This is a genomic window from Klebsiella sp. Q11 (assembly GCF_964241505.1).
In the GTDB taxonomy this organism is placed as follows: domain Bacteria; phylum Pseudomonadota; class Gammaproteobacteria; order Enterobacterales; family Enterobacteriaceae; genus Klebsiella; species Klebsiella michiganensis.
The window spans coordinates 468,386-486,342 of the sequence record NZ_CAXSXW010000001.1; the positions used below are offsets into that span (position 1 = coordinate 468,386).

General features: G+C 56.8%; 14 protein-coding genes and 1 pseudogene. 10 read left to right on the forward strand and 5 right to left on the reverse strand.

Features of this window, described 5'->3' with window-relative positions:
* Window positions 1–164: 164 nt before the first annotated feature.
* The 4 genes and pseudogenes from ACESQ2_RS02130 to ACESQ2_RS02145 all read right to left on the reverse strand — a co-directional run bounded on the left by ACESQ2_RS02130 (window position 165) and on the right by ACESQ2_RS02145 (window position 2,630).
* Window positions 165–911 (reverse strand): methyltransferase domain-containing protein, encoded by a 747-nt coding sequence (locus tag ACESQ2_RS02130; protein ID WP_373170139.1) that lies wholly within the window; start codon window positions 909–911, stop codon window positions 165–167.
* A 360-nt stretch (window positions 912–1,271) separates the two neighbouring features.
* Window positions 1,272–1,799, reverse strand: a pseudogene (locus ACESQ2_RS02135) (class I SAM-dependent methyltransferase); the annotation flags it as partial.
* Between the two features lie 11 nt (window positions 1,800–1,810).
* Window positions 1,811–2,362 carry a GNAT family N-acetyltransferase gene (locus ACESQ2_RS02140; RefSeq protein ID WP_200913827.1) on the reverse strand — a complete coding sequence of 184 codons (552 nt, stop codon included), beginning with the start codon at window positions 2,360–2,362 and terminating at the stop codon, window positions 1,811–1,813.
* 10 nt (window positions 2,363–2,372) lie between these two features.
* Entirely contained in the window at window positions 2,373–2,630 is a 258-nt protein-coding gene (locus tag ACESQ2_RS02145; RefSeq protein WP_004110819.1) for a YjhX family toxin, read from the reverse strand.
* 675 nt (window positions 2,631–3,305) lie between these two features.
* On the opposite strand from ACESQ2_RS02145, the gene uxuA reads away from it, so the two are divergent.
* The 5 genes from uxuA to foxA all read left to right on the forward strand — a co-directional run bounded on the left by uxuA (window position 3,306) and on the right by foxA (window position 10,329).
* Window positions 3,306–4,490, forward strand: coding sequence for a mannonate dehydratase (gene uxuA / locus ACESQ2_RS02150; RefSeq protein ID WP_014228054.1), 1,185 nt, complete (start codon window positions 3,306–3,308; stop codon window positions 4,488–4,490).
* Between the two features lie 73 nt (window positions 4,491–4,563).
* Window positions 4,564–6,039 (forward strand): fructuronate reductase, encoded by a 1,476-nt coding sequence (locus tag ACESQ2_RS02155; RefSeq protein ID WP_373170127.1) that lies wholly within the window; start codon window positions 4,564–4,566, stop codon window positions 6,037–6,039.
* Between the two features lie 138 nt (window positions 6,040–6,177).
* Complete coding sequence (gene uxuR / locus ACESQ2_RS02160) at window positions 6,178–6,954, forward strand: Uxu operon transcriptional regulator (protein WP_049070938.1); 777 nt, start codon at window positions 6,178–6,180, stop codon at window positions 6,952–6,954.
* Window positions 6,955–7,106: 152 nt separating this feature from the next.
* Complete coding sequence (locus tag ACESQ2_RS02165) at window positions 7,107–8,099, forward strand: AraC family transcriptional regulator (RefSeq protein WP_014228052.1); 993 nt, start codon at window positions 7,107–7,109, stop codon at window positions 8,097–8,099.
* A gap of 121 nt (window positions 8,100–8,220) precedes the next feature.
* Window positions 8,221–10,329, forward strand: a complete 2,109-nt coding sequence (gene foxA / locus ACESQ2_RS02170) for a ferrioxamine B receptor FoxA (protein ID WP_373170128.1) — start codon at window positions 8,221–8,223, stop codon at window positions 10,327–10,329.
* A 37-nt stretch (window positions 10,330–10,366) separates the two neighbouring features.
* Here the strand turns inward: foxA and ACESQ2_RS02175 are convergent, their stop codons facing one another.
* Window positions 10,367–10,618, reverse strand: coding sequence for a zinc ribbon domain-containing protein (locus ACESQ2_RS02175; RefSeq protein WP_025107253.1), 252 nt, complete (start codon window positions 10,616–10,618; stop codon window positions 10,367–10,369).
* A 225-nt stretch (window positions 10,619–10,843) separates the two neighbouring features.
* Here ACESQ2_RS02175 and gabD point away from each other — a divergent pair, with 225 nt between their 5' ends.
* The 5 genes from gabD (at window position 10,844) to ACESQ2_RS02200 (ending at window position 17,952) form a co-directional block, all read left to right on the forward strand.
* Window positions 10,844–12,292 (forward strand): NADP-dependent succinate-semialdehyde dehydrogenase, encoded by a 1,449-nt coding sequence (gabD, locus tag ACESQ2_RS02180; protein WP_014228049.1) that lies wholly within the window; start codon window positions 10,844–10,846, stop codon window positions 12,290–12,292.
* A gap of 340 nt (window positions 12,293–12,632) precedes the next feature.
* On the forward strand, window positions 12,633–14,036 hold the full coding sequence (locus ACESQ2_RS02185) for an undecaprenyl-phosphate glucose phosphotransferase (protein ID WP_014228048.1): 1,404 nt from the start codon (window positions 12,633–12,635) through the stop codon (window positions 14,034–14,036).
* On the forward strand, window positions 14,026–15,312 hold the full coding sequence (locus ACESQ2_RS02190) for an outer membrane beta-barrel protein (protein WP_025107255.1): 1,287 nt from the start codon (window positions 14,026–14,028) through the stop codon (window positions 15,310–15,312). Before ACESQ2_RS02185 ends, ACESQ2_RS02190 begins: the two co-directional genes overlap by 11 nt.
* On the forward strand, window positions 15,309–15,863 hold the full coding sequence (locus tag ACESQ2_RS02195; RefSeq protein WP_004847971.1) for a polysaccharide biosynthesis/export family protein: 555 nt from the start codon (window positions 15,309–15,311) through the stop codon (window positions 15,861–15,863). The genes ACESQ2_RS02190 and ACESQ2_RS02195 overlap by 4 nt, the downstream gene beginning before the upstream one ends.
* 1 nt (window position 15,864) lies before the next feature.
* Window positions 15,865–17,952 (forward strand): GumC family protein, encoded by a 2,088-nt coding sequence (locus tag ACESQ2_RS02200; protein ID WP_373170129.1) that lies wholly within the window; start codon window positions 15,865–15,867, stop codon window positions 17,950–17,952.
* Window positions 17,953–17,957: the final 5 nt, after the last annotated feature.

Consider the following 17,957-nt stretch of genomic DNA (forward strand, 5'->3'; position numbering starts at 1 on the left):
CAAGAAATTATCCTGAAAACGTAATGAATATGGCCAGTTCGCCGCTAACAGGCTGCTGTCCTGGGCAATGCGTAAACTGACAAGAGAACACCCAGGGACGCCCTTTCCTGCGGTTCTGCCCCCCTGATCCCGGCATAGCCTTCCTGCTATGCCGGGTATTTCAACTACCGCTTGATTAACGCAAATACGCCCCAGCCAAAGTATTCGCGCGTATAAGTCGTATGGCGTTTTGGCGCCATCGTCAGCTCCGCCCGGACTTCTGGCACAAACTCATCATCGGGGTTTTCCTCCAACCAACGGCGCATGGTGAGCCATTTCGCCGCTTCGTAGCGGTCCCAACCTTCCTGGTCCGCCAGCACCATTTCGACGAGGTCATAGCCAAGCGCATCGTAAGAGGAGACCAGATCGGCAAGCGTCAGAAAGTCGGCGAGCGAAGAGGCGCCACAGGCCTGTGCTATCTCTTCCGTTGCCGGTACCTGGCGCCAGTACGGTTCGCCGATCAGCAGCATACCGCCGGGCTTGAGGCTTTTGCTCAGCAGCTCGATAGTCCCGGCGACGCCGCCGGCGATCCAGGTCGCGCCAACGCAGGCGGCGATGTCGCATTTTTCCTCGACCACATAACCGGCGGCGTCCTGGTGAATAAACGTCACGCGGTCGGCAACGCCGAGCTCTTCTGCCCGCAGCTTAGCCTGCTCGCTGAACAGCGCGCTCATATCGACGCCGATGCCGCGAATGCCGTGTTCGCGCGCCCAGGTACAGAGCATCTCCCCCGACCCGCTGCCAAGATCGAGTATTCGGGTTCCGGCCTTCATTCGCAGCGCGCGGCCAAGGGCGGCGTATTTTTCCGGCGTAAACGGGTTATGGATGCGGTGAGCGCTTTCACTAATGGTGAAAATACGTGGAATATCCAATGGTTGAATTCCTTTTATGGGTTTTGCGGAAAGAGAATCGGGAACGTTTTTTTCGGCCAGCAGCGCGTACAGCTTGCCGGTAAAGGTTTCGCTGACCGGCCATTCCGCCTCATCCGGGCGGGTAATGGTGGTCAAACCCGCCGTGCGCAGCAGGTCGAGATAAGCGTCATCATGCCAGGCGGTCATCCGGCTGCCGAAGCGCGTCACCTTGCCGCTCTCTTCAATCGCCATAAACCGCGTGGAGCTGGTTTGCGCCGCCGGATCCCAGGCGTGCTCCGTCAGCAGCAGGTGTGGAACATCAAGAAACAGCCCCTGCGGACAGCGCTGCCAGCCGGGATCGGCCATTCCCTGACGTTTAACTTCAGCATAGGTATGAACCTCGATGAGCAGCTTTCCCCACGGAACCAGCCACTGCGCGCAGCGATGAACCAGCGAGCGGGCTTCAGCCGCGCTGAACACGTTCAGTTCACCGAAGGTCATCATAATGAAATCAAACTGGGTTTCCGGCGCGTACTCGCGAACGTCCTGCTGGTGATAGGCAATATCCAGCCCGGCCGCCTGCGCCTGCTGCCGGGCCCAGGCGATCGACGCCGGCGAAAAATCCACGCCCGTACAGTAAAAGCCGCGCTCCGCCAGCAGGCGGGTGTAAAAGCCCGGCCCGCAGCCGAGGTCCAGAATGCGCGCGCCGGCGGGTAGCTGTCCGGCAATCCACGCGACCTGTTGTTCGATAACCGCCCGCCTGCGGCTGGCCCAGTCGTGCTCCTGCGACAGATGGTTCTCCAGCATACGCTGGCTAAAAGCCGGTTCATCCCAGGGGATTTTGCGCTCCCGGGATGACAACGCGATATGCCTGGAACCTGTAATAATCGTACCAATAGTCATCATCATCTCCTTATTGATTACTCGCGCCAGTGCTCGGGTTTCATTAACGCCCGGGCGCACTGTATCTGGCCCGTTCGTCCCAGCGGCTGAGACGAAATCGGCTGCAGCATCCAGCAGGCTTTATGCGCCTCGGGAATCGGATAAGGCGCCGGATAGCCTTTATCTCCCGCGCATGGCTCAAACCCGTGCCTGGGGTAGTAAGCGGCGTGGCCCAGAACAAATACCATCTGGCTTCCCATTGCTTTCAACTGCTCAATGCCGTGCCGGATAAGCTCTCCGCCAACGCCCACGCCCTGGTATTCCGGCACCACCGCCAGGGGAGCAAGGATGTGCATCATCGGCGAGTCCGGCTCCCCTTTGAACGTCGCCCGGGTGAATAAAATATGCCCAACCGCCTCTCCGTTATGCCTGGCCAGCAGCGATAGCGTCGGGCAGGCGCTCTCATCGTTAAGCAAATCGGCCACCAGCCTGGCCTCTTTGCTGTAGCCGAAAGCCCGGGTTTCGACGTCGAGAATGTCATCGGTATCGCCTTCAGAGGCGACATGAAAAGTGAAGCTGTGGTTTGTCATCAGAGGCTCCTTAGCGATTGTCCAGCTGTGCGCGGACGTTATTCAGCCCGGTGGTATTGATGCGGTAGGGCTGTCCGTTGACGGACTTAATCAGCTTTTTGGTTTTGAGTTTTTTGAAAACGGCGAGCGTGCAGTCGCTGAGCAGGAGCCCTTCGCGGCTGTAGCATTCAACAGAGGTGACGCGGCCTGATGCATCGCGGATGTGCGCGATCCGGCCACCTTTAGCGAGAACGTGTAAGGTACGTTGTTCCTGACGGGATAGATTCATACTGAAGAAACCTGTTAATCATCATGCGTAAAAACGAGCCAACACCCGCAGGTGTTCGCGTAAGGTTTAAGCGCAGCGATAACCAGTCCGGCCTGAAAAGGTCGGGAAGCTGATTATCTGATGATGACATTCTCCAGCATCAAAGCCTCGGTGAGAGTTGAAAAGGTATTTACCAGCGGAATGATAACACGTAGTTTTTATATGGAAATCGTAATAATCAAAAAGTGTGATCTGCTGCGAGTCCGTACGCGCTCCGGCCGGCATCAATGACCGCCTCCGTTCTTCTGGTCGATAGGTTTGGCACATTGGTTAACCATTTCGCAACACGTCGCTACCCGCCGCGCACTGGCCCTATGCCCATGAAGAATTCCACTTCTCCGGTTCTGAGTAATCTCTTGAAGTACATGAAAATTGCTTAACGCTAACGCCAGCAGAATCAGCCCGCGCCCCGTGGCGGTTTATCAATGCCGCCCTGTTTAACGTTTCCTCCCCTTCGCACATCTCCGTCACATTTTGGTTTACCAATTCACCATTCATGGTTGACATGTTCGACCAATTGGAGGAATTTATACGCCATATCGTCTGGTTTCCCCTCCGTTACGATGGTTGACCGGAACCGACGCTACCATCAAAGCAGCGGCCTGAAGCAGGTCAATAACGTGAAAGAGGTTAAGCATGGAACAGACATGGCGCTGGTATGGCCCTAACGATCCGGTCACTTTAGCTGACGTCCGTCAGGCGGGCGCGACCGGAGTGGTTACCGCCCTGCACCATATCCCGAACGGTGAAGTGTGGACGGTTGACGAAATCCTCAAGCGTAAAGCCATCGTGGAAGCCGCCGGGCTGGTATGGTCGGTGGTCGAAAGCGTACCGATTCACGAAGAGATCAAAACCCATACCGGCAACTACGCGAAGTGGATCGCTAACTACCAGCAGAGCCTGCGCAATCTGGCCCAGTGCGGCATCCGTACCGTGTGCTACAACTTTATGCCGGTCCTCGACTGGACTCGTACCGACCTGGAATACGTCCTGCCGGATGGCTCCAAAGCCCTGCGTTTCGATCAAATTGAATTCGCCGCCTTTGAACTGCATATCCTCAAGCGCCCGGGCGCGGAAGCGGACTATACCGCCGAAGAGGTCGCTCAGGCGAATCAGCGTTTCGCCGCCATGAGCGATGAAGATAAAGCGCGCCTGACCCGCAACATTATCGCCGGTCTGCCGGGCGCGGAAGAGGGATATACCCTCGACCAGTTCCGCCAGCACCTTGCCACCTATAAAGATATTGATAAAGCCGCGCTGCGCGAGAATTTCGCCGTCTTCCTGAAAGCGATTATCCCCGTCGCCGAAGAGGTTGGCGTACGTATGGCGGTACACCCGGACGATCCGCCGCGCCCGATTCTCGGCCTGCCGCGCATCGTCTCGACCATTGAAGATATGCAGTGGATGGTCGACACGGTGAACAGCATGGCTAACGGCTTTACCATGTGCACCGGCTCCTACGGGGTCCGCGCCGACAACGATCTGGTGGATATGATTAAGCAGTTCGGCCCGCGCATTTACTTCACCCATCTGCGCTCTACGCTGCGCGAAGAGAACCCGAAAACGTTCCACGAAGCCGCTCACCTGCACGGCGACGTGGACATGTACGAAGTGGTGAAAGCGATTGTTGAAGAAGAGCACCGCCGTAAAGCGGAAGGCAAAGAGGATCTTATCCCTATGCGTCCTGACCACGGCCACCAGATGCTCGACGATCTGAAAAAGAAAACCAACCCCGGCTATTCCGCGATTGGTCGCCTGAAAGGGCTGGCTGAAGTTCGCGGCGTCGAGCTGGCGATTCAGCGCGCTTTTTTTAGCCGCTAATTCCTGACTGGCGGGGCCGACGTCCCGCCTTTACCTCTTCGGCCGCCTTTTGCGGCCCACTCTGGAGTTTGCTATGACTGCAACCATTGCCGACAGCAACCTGCCGGTGACGCGCCCCGCGTGGGATCGTTCTCGCCTGGAATCCCGCATCGTTCACCTGGGCTGCGGCGCATTTCACCGCGCGCATCAGGCGCTTTATACCCATCATCTGCTGGAAACCAGCGACAGCGACTGGGGCATCTGCGAAGTCAACCTGATGCCGGGCAACGATCGCGTTCTGATTGAACAGCTGAAAAACCAGCAGCTGCTCTACACGGTGGCGGAAAAAGGCGCTGACAGCACCGCGCTGAAAATTATCGGTTCGATGAAAGAGGCGCTGCATCCGGAAATCGACGGCTGTGACGGCATTCTGCGCGCCATGACGCGTCCGCACACGGCAATCGTCTCCCTGACGGTCACGGAAAAAGGCTACTGCACCGATGCGGCCAGCGGCCAGCTCGATCTCAACAACCCACTGATTCAACACGACCTCGCCAACCCGACGACGCCGAAATCCGCCATAGGCTATATCGTCGAAGCGCTGCGCCTGCGCCGTGTGCAGGGGCTTGAGGCCTTTACGGTGATGTCCTGCGATAACGTCCGCGAGAATGGCCACGTGGCGAAAGTGGCGGTGCTTGGCCTGGCCCAGGCGCGCGACCCGCTGCTGGCGGCGTGGATTGAAGCCCATGCCACCTTCCCGTGCACCATGGTTGACCGCATCGTACCCGCGGCGACGCCGGAAACGCTGCAGGAGATTGCCGACCAGCTTGGGGTCTACGATCCGTGCGCCATCGCCTGCGAACCGTTCCGCCAGTGGGTGATTGAAGATAGCTTCGTCAGCGGCCGCCCGGCGTGGGATAAAGTCGGCGCGCAGTTTGTTGAAGACGTCGTGCCGTTTGAAATGATGAAGCTGCGGATGCTCAACGGCAGCCACTCCTTCCTGGCGTATCTTGGCTATCTCGGCGGCTATGAAACCATCGCCGATACCATGACCAACCCGGCCTATCGTGAAGCGGCTTTCGCCCTGATGATGCAGGAGCAGGCACCGACGCTCTCCATGCCGGAAGGCACCGATCTCCAGGCCTACGCCACGCTGCTGATTGCCCGTTTCAGCAACCCGTCGCTGCGCCATCGTACCTGGCAGATCGCCATGGACGGCAGCCAGAAGCTGCCGCAGCGCCTGCTGGATCCCATCCGTCTGCATCTGCAAAACGGCAGCAGCTGGCACCATCTGGCGCTCGGCGTGGCGGGCTGGATGCGCTATACCCAGGGCATCGACGAGCGGGGGCAGCCTATTGATGTCGTCGACCCGCTGCTGGCGGAGATCCAACAGATCAACCAGCGTTTTCAGGGCGCAGAACGCGTCGCCGCGCTGCTGGCGTTAAGCGGAATTTTTGCCCACGATCTGCCGGACAATAGCGATTTTATTGCGGCGGTGACGCAGGCTTACCACGCGCTGTGCGAGCGCGGCGCCCGCGAGTGCGTTGCGGCGCCCGGCGGCGGCCTGTAACGCTCTGTCCTGCCACGGGTCAACTGAACACCAGTGTGGTTGACCCGTTTTCCCACTCTCCGCGCACGGGGAGGTGCCAACCCCCTGGCCAGATGCTATAGTCAGCCACCGGGCTATCGCATCTCACAACATAACATCATGAAATTACAAACTTCTCAGCACAGACCCTATCAGGAAGTCGGCGCGTTGATCCGCAATCTGATCGTCCAGACGCCCTATAACCCCGGCGATCGCTTACCGCCGGAACGCGAAATCGCCGAGATGCTGGACGTGACCCGCACCGTGGTCCGCGAGGCGCTGATCATGCTGGAGATTAAAGGACTGGTCGAAGTGCGCCGCGGCGCCGGAATCTACGTGCTCGATAACGCCGTCGGAGAAGGCGCGGCGGAGAGCGCGGACATCAATCATTGCAATGATGCCGGTCCGTTTGAACTGCTGCAGGCCCGCCAGCTGCTGGAGAGCAATATCGCCGAATTTGCCGCCCTGCAGGCAACCCGGGAAGATATCATCAAAATGCGCCAGGCTTTGCAGCTGGAAGAGCGCGAGCTGGCCAGCAGCGCGCCGGGCGGCTCCGAAAGCGGCGATATGCAGTTTCATCTGGCCATTGCCGAAGCGACCCACAACAGTATGCTGGTCGAGCTGTTCAGGCAGTCATGGCAGTGGCGGGAAAATAACCCCATGTGGATACAGCTGCACCGCCATCTCGGCGATACCCACTACCGCCAGGAGTGGCTGGTGGATCACAAACGGATCCTCGCCGCCTTAATCAAAAAAGACGCCCGGGCGGCCAAGCTTGCCATGTGGCAGCATCTGGAAAACGTCAAACGCCGCCTGCTGGAGTTCTCCAACGTCGATGATATCTACTTCGACGGCTACCTGTTCGACTCCTGGCCGCTGGACAACGCTGACGCCTGATCCCTGCCGCTGGCGCACGGATAGCGGCCGTCCGCGCGCCTTCTGTGCCGCAGCGCAAAAGTTGATAATGATTCTCATCTTTATTGTCGCCCTGCCCGCGCAGTGATAAGGTGACGTCATCCGATGACGCCCTCTCCGGTGCCGAAAACCGCATGAACAAGACAACTACGCAGAACGAACCCGCCCGCCAGGCGCTGAGGAAAACCTTCTCCGTCAGCGAGTTTATGGCGTTTGGTGAACGATACGGTATCGACTACCGCTTCCCGCAGCTGCTGCAAAAGCCGGAGCCTCCGCACGCCAGCCCGGTGCTGCGGGGAGAAGTGGAAGAGATGACCCTGCCCTGCGGCATGTGCGTCACCCATTCTGATGTTCACGTATTGCAGCCTTATGAGACCACCTCCCGCCACAGTAGCCCGCTCTATATGCTGGTGGTGCTGGAAGGCTGCGTCGCGCTGACCCTCAACGGGGAGCAGCACCTGGTGCGTTCCGGGATGGCCTTCACCTCGCGCCTTAGCGAACATCAGGCCATGCGCGCCCGCCACGATGCCGACAGCCGGCTCCGTACGCTCTCCCTCGGACTCTACCCGGACGGCACCTGGCGCGATGGCCTGCTCGATTCATTGATGCGCGAGTGGGAAAGGTGCCAGACGCCAACGCTTATCTGGCAGATACCGGGTTTTCTGCTGAGCGGACTGCAGTACGCGCAGCAGAGCGCGCTGAGTCGCGTGTCCCGACAGCTGATGCTGGAAGGGCTTATCCTGCAGCTGTTCGGTCATGGGCTGAGCGTCTGTCAGGATGAAAGCGCGAAGCACGTCGCCCCGGCGGGCGGCGAACAGCAGCGGCTGGAGAGAGTTCGCCGCCTGCTGGAGCAGGCGCCGGAAAACGACTACACCCTCAATGAGCTGGCCCAGCGGGCGGCGATGAGCTCCAGCAGCTTGCGCAGTAAGTTTCGCCAGGCCTACGGCTGTTCGGTTTTTGACTACCTGCGCGATTGCCGGCTGGCGCGGGCAAGAAGCTATCTGCTGGAGGGCTATAGCGTGCAGCAGGCGGCCTGGATGTCGGGCTACCAGCACGCCACCAACTTCTCTACCGCTTTTCGTCGGCGCTACGGCATCTCGCCCTGCGATGTGCAAAAGCCGGGCTAATCCATTTTTCCCCTTTTTGCGAAAAATAGTCAGCGGCTTTGGCAGCGCGCATACGTATCCTGGCATTGCGCATAGCTATAGACAGCATCAAAAAGGTAATAATTCTTATTAACAATTAGAAATGCCTTTGGAGATGTTCATGTTTGCGAAAACTCGCCTGGCGCTACTGGTAGGATGGGTGACCGGCGGCGTCGCCTTCCCGCTGCTGGCCCAGGAAACAACAAAAAACGAAACCATCGTGGTCACTTCGCAGATGCAGAGCGGCGCGACCAAAATTGCCACCCCGGATATAGAGACCCCGCAATCGGTGTCTATTATCACGCGCGAGCAGTTTGAAGAACAGGGCGCGATCAGCGTCCGCCAGGCCGTGAGCTATACCCCCGGGGTATACAGCAACCAGATTGGCGCCTCCAACCGCTTTGACTATATCGTCCTGCGCGGCTTCTCCGACGGCAGCCTGGATAACGTCTATCTCGACGGCCTGAAAATGATGGGCGATACCAACTCGCACAGCTCGCTGGTGGTCGATCCGTGGTTCCTGGAAAATATCGAAGTGGTGCGCGGCCCGGCCTCAGTGCTGTACGGCCGCTCTTCGCCCGGCGGCATCGTCGCCCTCACCTCGCGTAAACCCTCATTCGATCCCGGCGGGGAAATTAAGCTGTTTGCCGGGAATAACAACCAGCGCGGGGCGGCGTTTGACGTTACCGGGGCGCTGGACGATAACGATCGCGTGGCGGCGCGCTTAAGCGGCATGACCCGCTATGCAGACTCGCAGTTTGATACCTTAAAAGAGCAGCGCTACGCGATTATGCCCAGCCTGACCTGGCGCATCACCGACCAGACGCGCCTTGATTTAATGGCCTATCTGCATCGCGACCCGGAGGGCGGCAGCCACTCGGGCCTCCCCTATGAAGGTACCGTGGTGCCGCACTACGGCAAGAAAATCGCTAACACCTTCTTCGAGGGAGAAGATGACTACGACAAGTACGATCGCCGCGAAAATATGGTCGGCTACAACTTCGAGCATCTGTTTGATAACGGCTGGTCGGTGCGGCAGAAGCTGCGCTACCTGCATACCAAAGTCGAGCTGAATCAGGTTTATGCCGCAGGCTGGCTGAACGAAACCGAGCTGAACCGCGGCTATTCCGGCTCGGACGAAAAGATGAACGCCATCACCCTCGATAACCAGCTCGACGGCAGCGTCGATACCTGGGCCGTTAACCATCGCCTGCTGATAGGGATCGACTATCAGGACCGCAGCAACGACACCACCGGCTACTATGGCGCATTCCCGGCCATTGACGCCTTTAATCCGGTCTACGGCGCGAAGCCGGATTACATCACCATGTACAGCCGCGAGAAGCACAAGCTGCGCCAGACCGGCTACTATTTACAGGATCAAATGTCCTGGGAGCGCTGGCGTTTGACCCTCGGCGGGCGCTACGACCAGGTCAGCGTCTCCAACATCAATAAGCTTAATCAAACGCGCAGCGATCTGGATAAGAACAACTTCAGCTCCCGCGCCGCGCTGCTGTATCTGTTCGATAACGGGTTTGCCCCGTACATCAGCTACTCCACCGCCTTTACGCCCACCAGCTTCGCCGACGAAAACGGCAACGTGCTGGATCCGATGAAAGGCAAGCAGTGGGAAGCCGGGCTGAAGTATGAGCCGGAAGGAATGAACAGCCAGTTCAGCGCCTCGGTATTCCGCATCAATCAGACCAATATCGCCACCAAAGAAGAGCCGACCGATCCGTATCGTTCGATTGGTGAAATTGAGTCGAAAGGGGTGGAGCTGGAGGCGATAAGCCAGCTAACGGATAGCTTCCGCCTGCAGGCCGCCTATACCTACACCGACATTCGCTATAAGAAAAGCAGCCCGGAAGAGCAAGGCAAGCGTGCAGTTTACGCGCCGCGCAATCAGGCCAGCGCCTGGCTGAGCTATGATGTAAAAAGCGGCCCGCTGGATGGCCTGACGCTGGGTTCCGGCGTGCGCTACGTCAACGGCATTACCAGCGACCGCCTGAATACGCACACTCTGCCATCCTATACGCTGGTGGATATGGCGATCGGCTATGACCTGTCGAAGGTGGGAATTAAAGGCCTCAGCGCCCAGCTGAACGTGAATAACCTGACCGACAAAAGCTACGTTGCCGCCTGTAACTCGCTCTCTTACTGCTACTTTGGCGCAGAGCGCAGTATTGTCGGCAGCGTCTCCTGGAAGTTCTGACGCGCTAAAAGCCCGGAGTTTTGCTCCGGGCTGCGGGTTACTCTTCCGCTTTATGGGCCCACGCGGGCATGGCCGTTAAGTAGCGCATCGCCCGCTTGCGCGCTTCCGCGGGGCCGACCTTCTGCCAGGAATCGAGGAACTCGGCCAGGCCGGAGACGGCGTCCTCCCAGGATTTAAGCTTCCCCTCGCTATCGCAGCACCAGGCGCAGTACTCTTCGCTTGCGCTTTTCGCCTCCCCGGCGGACATCGGCATTCCACAGGCCTGACAAAACCGTTCTTGCTGTGACATAGAGCGCTCCTTTCTTGCGGGTTGAGCATAAAAAATACAGCATTGTTTGCACAATAACGTTCTGCCAGTTCAAATATCCGTAAATTATTTGTGGTTATTGTTGTATCACCCAGCATTGCTCCCGGTTCTCTGAACGCGTTCGTCTACACTAAACAGGGACAGGTGTTTGACGCAGCTGATTCAGGCGCATCCACGGTTTAAAACAGATTAAGACAGGACGCAACCATGCAACTTAACGACCCTACCCTTTTTCGCCAGCAGGCGTTGATTAACGGACGCTGGCGCGACGCCAGCAGCAAAGAGACCCTCGCGGTCACGAACCCCGCCAACGGCCAGCAGCTGGGCAGCGTGCCCAAAATGGGCGCCGCAGAAACCCGCGAGGCTATCGATGCCGCCGCCGGCGCGCTGCCCGCATGGCGCGCCCTTACCGCCAAAGAACGCTCCGCTATCCTGCGCCGCTGGTTTGAGCTGATGATGGAGCATCAGGACGATTTGGCGCGCCTGATGACGCTGGAACAGGGTAAACCGCTGGCGGAAGCAAAAGGTGAAATCAGCTACGCCGCCTCCTTTATCGAGTGGTTTGCCGAAGAGGGCAAGCGCATCTACGGCGATACCATTCCCGGCCATCAGGCCGACAAGCGGCTGCTGGTGATTAAACAACCGATTGGCGTGACCGCCGCTATCACACCGTGGAATTTTCCCTCGGCGATGATCACCCGTAAAGCGGGCCCGGCGCTGGCCGCAGGCTGCACGATGGTGCTCAAGCCCGCCAGCCAGACCCCGTTCTCCGCGCTGGCGCTGGCGGAGCTCGCCAACCGCGCCGGGATCCCCGAGGGCGTGTTTAATGTGGTCACCGGATCGGCCAGCGAAGTCGGCAATGAGCTCACCGGTAACCCGCTGGTGCGCAAACTCTCGTTTACCGGCTCGACGGAAATTGGCCGCCAGCTGATGGAACAGTGCGCGAAAGATATCAAGAAGGTCTCGCTGGAGCTCGGCGGCAACGCGCCGTTTATCGTTTTTGACGACGCCGATCTGGATAAAGCCGTCGAAGGCGCGCTGGCCTCCAAGTTTCGCAACGCCGGGCAGACCTGCGTCTGCGCCAACCGCCTGTACGTCCAGGATGGCGTCTACGATCGTTTCGCCGAAAAGCTTCAGCAGGCGGTGAGTAAGCTGCAAATCGGCGATGGCCTGCAGCCGAACGTCACCATCGGGCCGCTGATTGACGAGAAAGCAATCGCCAAAGTACAGGAGCATATCGCCGATGCGCTGGGCAAAGGCGCGCGGATAGTAACCGGCGGCAAAGTTCATGAGCTCGGCGGAAACTTCTTTCAGCCAACGATTCTGGTGGACGTCCCCGGTGATGCCAAAGTGGCGAAAGAAGAGACCTTTGGCCCCCTCGCCCCGCTATTCCGCTTTAAAGATGAAGCGGATGTTATTGCTCAGGCCAACGACACCGAATTCGGCCTGGCGGCCTATTTCTACGCTCGCGATCTGAGCCGCGTCTTTCGCGTCGGCGAAGCGCTGGAGTACGGCATTATCGGGATTAACACCGGCCTGATCTCCACCGAGGTCGCCCCGTTCGGCGGCGTGAAATCTTCCGGTCTCGGTCGCGAAGGGTCGAAGTATGGCATCGAGGATTACTTAGAAATCAAATACATGTGCATTGGGATTTAGTCTATAAACGCGCCAGCCCCGCTGGCGCGAATTTTTTAACGCTCAAGTGCGGATCGGCCAGGAAATGTAGTCACGACGACCGTTCGTTTGCCACCCGGGTCTCTCCGCCCCTATTTAATCGTAACCGCCATTTTTATGCTTCAGGCAATGATAAAAATATTATTGCCCGTCAGGAAAAGTTATCTCCTCTCAGTCCGGGGCAGGTTCGACATAAGATTAATCGTAGGCTACAATAATCAACGCCGAGCTAAAGCTTAATTTTTGAATAGATTCATAGACATAAATTCAGCTTTAAAGAAGGACAGGACATCATTTTATTGACTATAAAACGAGCAAAAAGATGACGGATAGCACCATTAAAATTTACAACGCCCGCTATAGTAAGCTGATGAAGCTACTGGATTTTATTGCCGTCAACTTGTTCATTTTCGCTTATTTAAAATACTTTTTCGTCGAACCTTCAACGGCCTCTCTGTTCCTGGGCATAATATACTCACTGATTTTTATCAGAGCCAATGAACACTTTCAGCTATATTCTGGTCAGTTTAAAGGCCAGTATTTAAAAAAATTAACTAAATTGTTTTTCAGCGTCAGTATAAGCGGCTTGTTATCATTTTTATTGTTTGTAAGCGCCGAATTATTACTGAACAATCACGCCAGCACAAACGCGGTGCGATTAGCTGAAATTATTGTGCTGTGCTCGATTGCCATATTTATTAGTATGTTTCTGATTCGCGTTATCTCCAGCCGCTATTTTTTCAAATCCAGACTCAAGGTGGCTATTTTAGGCATAACGCCAGCCGGGCTGGCCATCGAGCAGGCGCTGTTTAAGGAGTATACCCACGACGGGATTGACATTACCTTCTTTGAGGACCGCGCCGTGCAGCGCGACAGTCGCCTGCTCAGCATTGAGAAAAAAGGCAACTCGCGCGACCTGCTGGCGCTGGCGAAAGCCGGAGAAATCGATGAAGTCTATATTGCCCTGCCGATGGTCGCCCAGCAGCGTATTCGCCAGTTCTTGAATGAATTTTCCGACACCACCGTAGATGTGTTTCTGGTACCGGACCTGTTTTCCTACAGCTCACATATTTCTCAGCTGCGGATGTTTGGCAATATTCAGACGATCAGCATTTTTACCTCGCCGTTTGAAGGCGAAGGCGCGGTACTCAAGCGTATCGAAGATATCGTGCTTGGCGCTTTTTTTACCCTGGTCAGCCTGCCGGTCATGCTGGCGGTGGCGATCGGCATTAAGCTGACTTCGCCGGGCCCGGTGCTGTTTAAACAAAACCGTTACGGCCTGAACGGTAAACAGATCCCCGTCTGGAAGTTCAGAACCATGCGCGTGATGGAAAACAGCGCGGTAGTGACCCAGGCAACGCGTAACGATCCGCGCATTACCCGCTTCGGCGCCTTTTTACGTAAAACCTCGCTTGACGAACTACCGCAGTTTTTTAACGTGCTGCAGGGAACCATGTCGATAGTGGGCCCACGCCCTCACGCGGTCGCGCATAATGAGCAGTATCGCGTGCTGGTGGAAAATTACATGATCCGCCATAAAGTGAAGCCCGGCATTACCGGGCTGGCGCAAATACACGGTTTTCGCGGCGAAACCGACACGATTGATAAAATGGAAAAACGCATTCAGTACGATCTGGAATATATTCAGTCGTGGTCGCTGCTGCTGGACATTAAAATTGTGTTTTTAACGTTTTTCCGCGGATTTGTGGGGAAGAATGCGTTCTGAACTCACTTTCCTCGCAGGTTTGCTGGCGATGCCTTACGCATGGGCTGACCTGCAGGCAAAACCACATACCGGTGTGGCTGGCATCGATTTCGAGAGCCAGGTGGGTTATGACGTCGGTTACAATGACAACGTGACCTGGCAACGCTACGGCGGGAATGAAATCGGCTCCGCTTATCAAGGCGTTAAGCCGATTTTCAAAGCCATCGGCGAGCGCTACGAGGACCGCTATTTACTGATGTACTCCGGCGATTACCGCCGCTACGCCAGCGATAGCGCAGATAACCGCGACAACCATTTTTTTATGTTTAACGGCAAGTGGCGCTTCGGCAGCATGCACGGGCTGTCGTTGGATCTCGATGAAACGTTCGGCCATGAAGAGCGCGGCCGCGATACCACCGAGGGGTTTCTCCCCGAGCAGTTTAAAGAGTTTGGCATTAATAAGCCCATCGCCACGCGCTTCTTTAACAGTGAACTGCGCTATAGCTACGGGGCGCCGGAAGGGCGCGGTAAAGCAGAAGTTGCGCTAATGCATAAGCAGCTGCGCTTTCGCAATCTCGACAGCATTGAGGACGCCAGCGCCGACTTTCATTACTACATGCACGATCAGGAGTGGCATGAAAACAGCGTGGTCGCCGAGCTTTTTGATCAAAAAGCCAAAACGCTGCGCTATCGCTACAGTTTTATTACCAACCAGCGTCGCTATGAACTCAACCCGTTAAAAGACAGTAATGAATATTACCTGCTGGTCGGCATGAAAAATCGTCTTTCCGGCAAGACCGAGATCAACGGCAACGTCGCCTGGCTGTATAAAGATTTTATCCATAATCCCGACTCGCAGGGATTCAACGGCCTGAACTGGGATATTAACGCCGACTGGAAACCGCTTGAACAGATAAAGCTCAACCTACACAGTTCACAACGAATAAAAGATCCCACCGACTCCGGCGGCTATATTCTGGTATCAAATTTCGGTCTGGGCTATGAGCACCACTGGCTGGTCGACAGGTTCTCCACTCTGGTTGATTACTCTTATATTACAGAGGATTACAAACACCAGACCAACGGACGCAAAGATCGATCAAACCTCGTTTCGCTCACCTTCAACTACGACTACCGTCCATCCGTTAATTTTCAGCTGAAGCTGCAATGGAACACGATGCATTCTAATAAAGAAAAAGATGCCTTTTATATTGGCCCGGACTATGACCATGAGGTCGAGCGCACGCTGGGCTACAACGACTCGGCCATTATTTTTATGACGCAGGTACAAATATGATCCTTAGCTATGGAAAACGGGCGGTGATTTCTCTTCTGGCGCTATGGCTGGCGGGCTGTTCGGCGCCGCCGCAGACGATCCGAACGCCGCCGGATGCCGTTTATCATCTGGACCAGGGAGATGAGATCAATATCGCGGTTTCCGGCGAGCAGGATCTCACTATGCGCGTAAAAATCGATAATAGCGGCAGCGTTGATTATCCTTATATAGGCTCCCTGATGCTGAAAGGGAAAACGCCCGAACAGGTCGGCAACGAAATTGCCGATAAGCTGCGCGGTAACTATCTGCAGGCGCCAATGGTAACCGTGAGCATTGCCGAATACCGTAAAATTTATCTGTTAGGCGAAGTCAAAAAACCGGACGGTTACGCCTGGGAACCGGGCTTAACCGCTGAAAAAGCCATTGCGCTGGCCGGCGGCTTTACCGATCGCGCCGATCGCCATGACATCCGCATTCGTCAGTTTCGCAGCGGTAAACTGCTGGAAAACGTCGCCGCCGACTCCGCCGTACAGGCCGGAGATACCATCATCATTGGCATGAGTTTCTTCTGATATGGCTATTTCATTAGTTGAAAATGGAAAGAAGAAAGAAGGCTTTATCGACTTCACGCCTTATTTCAACAAAATTAAGCACAAGCTGATCTGGTGCCTGGTGGTGGTGGTGGTGGCTGCCGCGGCGTCGTGGATCCTGACGCGCTTTATGTCATCCAGCTATACCGCAACCGCGACGGTGCTGTTTAAAGCGCAGTCGCAGGACGTTACCCCCCTGCCGCGGCTGGAAAACTATGATTCCACCCGCAGCGATTACTATGAAACCAAATACGCGCTGATGGGCTCCCGCGTGGTGCTGGAAGCCGCGGTAAAAGCGCTAAAGCTGGATCGGGACCCGGAATTTAACGGCGGGGACAATCTTGATGAGGCCGCGCGGGTCAATAATGCGCTGCGCGCCCTGCAAAAAAACCTGACCATCTCCGGCGTGCGCACCACGCAGCTGGTATCCGTTTCGATGGAGGCGAAATCGCCGCAAAAAGCCGCCGATATCGCCAACGGCGTGGCGCAGGCGTTTATCGATTACAGTCTGGCGCAGAAGCAGAAAATTTTACTTCAGGCCCAGGGCTGGAACGAGAAAATGATGGACGACCTGCGCGATAAGCTCGATCGCCAGAAAGCCGACATCGATGATTTTCTCAAACAAAACGGCCTGCTGACCTTTCGCAGCATGGATGGCTACGAGACCGAGCGCCTGGGGATCGTGATTAACCATCTGGCCGACGCCACCCAGCGCCGTCTGAAAGCGCAAACGGTGTGGGACAAAGTGCGCCGTCAGCAGGGAAAAGCGCCGGAAGCCATCATCTCGCTGCCGGAAATTTCCGGTCATCCGCAGATTCAGGATCTGCGTATCGCGCTGATCCAGACGCGGCGTAACCTATCGGAAGCGGCGAAACACTATGGCCCTAAGCATCCGAAATATCTTCAGGCTCAGGCCCAGCTGCAGGTCGTCAACGGGCAGATAGGCCAGGTGTTGGGGGAACTGCTTAACGGCTTACGCCAGCAGTATCAGATCGCGCTGGACGATGAACAGCACTATCAGCAGATGCTCAACGACCAGAAAGCCGACTTCCAGGCGCTGGGCGCCAGGCGCGACAAATACAACACCATGATGACCGCGCTGAACAAAACCGAAGAGCTGTATAAATCGCTGTATCAGCGGGCGAATGAGCAGAAGCTCTCCGAGAGCTTTTCGGTTCCCGATGAAGTGATCTACGATGCCGCCGTGCCGCCAAATCTTCCCTCTAAACCGCAGCGCGGTCTGCTTATCGTGATGGCGACCCTGATGGCGCTGGCGCTGTACATCATGTACCTGATAGTCAGCACCGCGCTCGACAAAACGGTGAACAGCATCAGCGAACTTAAAGCCAAAACGGGCCTTGATGCCAGCGGTGAGTTTCCGCTGTTGCCTCAGGCGAACAGCGCGAAGCTGACGTTCCAGAACCTGCTGTATGCCGATATGCTCCACAGCCTGCGCCTGGCGCTGCTCGGCCAGAATACTCATAGCGGGACGATACTGGTAACCTCCGCGCAGGCCGATGCCGGCAGCAGCCTGATTGCCGAAATGCTGGCGTGGTCCGCCGCTAAGTCAGGCAAAACCTTGCTCATCGATATAGATTATCTGGCAAGCGCGGGGCTCTCCGCGCGCTATCCTCAGCATAAAACAGGGTTCAGCGAGCGTCTTGATGACCGCAGCGCCGCGTCCCAGGCGGTGGCCCCCCTTTCCGAGACGCTGGATTTTATGCCGCGAGGCGAACTCAGCGACTCAGCCCTGCTGCTGCTCACTTCTGAGCGGCTCCCGGCGCTGCTGACGACGCTGCGGCAGACCTACGATTATCTGATTATTGATGCGCCATCGCTCGGACTGGCCCAGGACGCCCTGCTGCTGGCGCCGCACGTCGATATCAGCCTGCTGGTGGTCAACGCAGGCGAGCAGGCGTCACGCATCCGCGACGCGCAACATCGTCTGGAAGCCGCCGCGCCAACGCCTGTCGCCACCATGCTTAACCGGGTACAAGAAGAGAACCTGGAGACGCAGGAGGGCAAACGCCTGCCCGAGCGCGGCATGGGCGAACTGATTTCACCGAAGTAGCGATT

Excerpts from the sequence above, each read along its gene's own strand:
- ACESQ2_RS02140 (WP_200913827.1), bottom strand. The coding sequence starts at position 2,362 with ATGACAAACCACAGCTTCACTTTTCATGTCGCCTCTGAAGGCGATACC.
- ACESQ2_RS02145 (WP_004110819.1), bottom strand. The coding sequence starts at position 2,630 with ATGAATCTATCCCGTCAGGAACAACGTACCTTACACGTTCTCGCTAAA.
- uxuA (WP_014228054.1), top strand. The coding sequence starts at position 3,306 with ATGGAACAGACATGGCGCTGGTATGGCCCTAACGATCCGGTCACTTTA.
- ACESQ2_RS02155 (WP_373170127.1), top strand. The coding sequence starts at position 4,564 with ATGACTGCAACCATTGCCGACAGCAACCTGCCGGTGACGCGCCCCGCG.
- uxuR (WP_049070938.1), top strand. The coding sequence starts at position 6,178 with ATGAAATTACAAACTTCTCAGCACAGACCCTATCAGGAAGTCGGCGCG.
- ACESQ2_RS02165 (WP_014228052.1), top strand. The coding sequence starts at position 7,107 with ATGAACAAGACAACTACGCAGAACGAACCCGCCCGCCAGGCGCTGAGG.
- foxA (WP_373170128.1), top strand. The coding sequence starts at position 8,221 with ATGCCTTTGGAGATGTTCATGTTTGCGAAAACTCGCCTGGCGCTACTG.
- ACESQ2_RS02175 (WP_025107253.1), bottom strand. The coding sequence starts at position 10,618 with ATGTCACAGCAAGAACGGTTTTGTCAGGCCTGTGGAATGCCGATGTCC.
- gabD (WP_014228049.1), top strand. The coding sequence starts at position 10,844 with ATGCAACTTAACGACCCTACCCTTTTTCGCCAGCAGGCGTTGATTAAC.
- ACESQ2_RS02185 (WP_014228048.1), top strand. The coding sequence starts at position 12,633 with ATGACGGATAGCACCATTAAAATTTACAACGCCCGCTATAGTAAGCTG.
- ACESQ2_RS02190 (WP_025107255.1), top strand. The coding sequence starts at position 14,026 with ATGCGTTCTGAACTCACTTTCCTCGCAGGTTTGCTGGCGATGCCTTAC.
- ACESQ2_RS02195 (WP_004847971.1), top strand. The coding sequence starts at position 15,309 with ATGATCCTTAGCTATGGAAAACGGGCGGTGATTTCTCTTCTGGCGCTA.
- ACESQ2_RS02200 (WP_373170129.1), top strand. The coding sequence starts at position 15,865 with ATGGCTATTTCATTAGTTGAAAATGGAAAGAAGAAAGAAGGCTTTATC.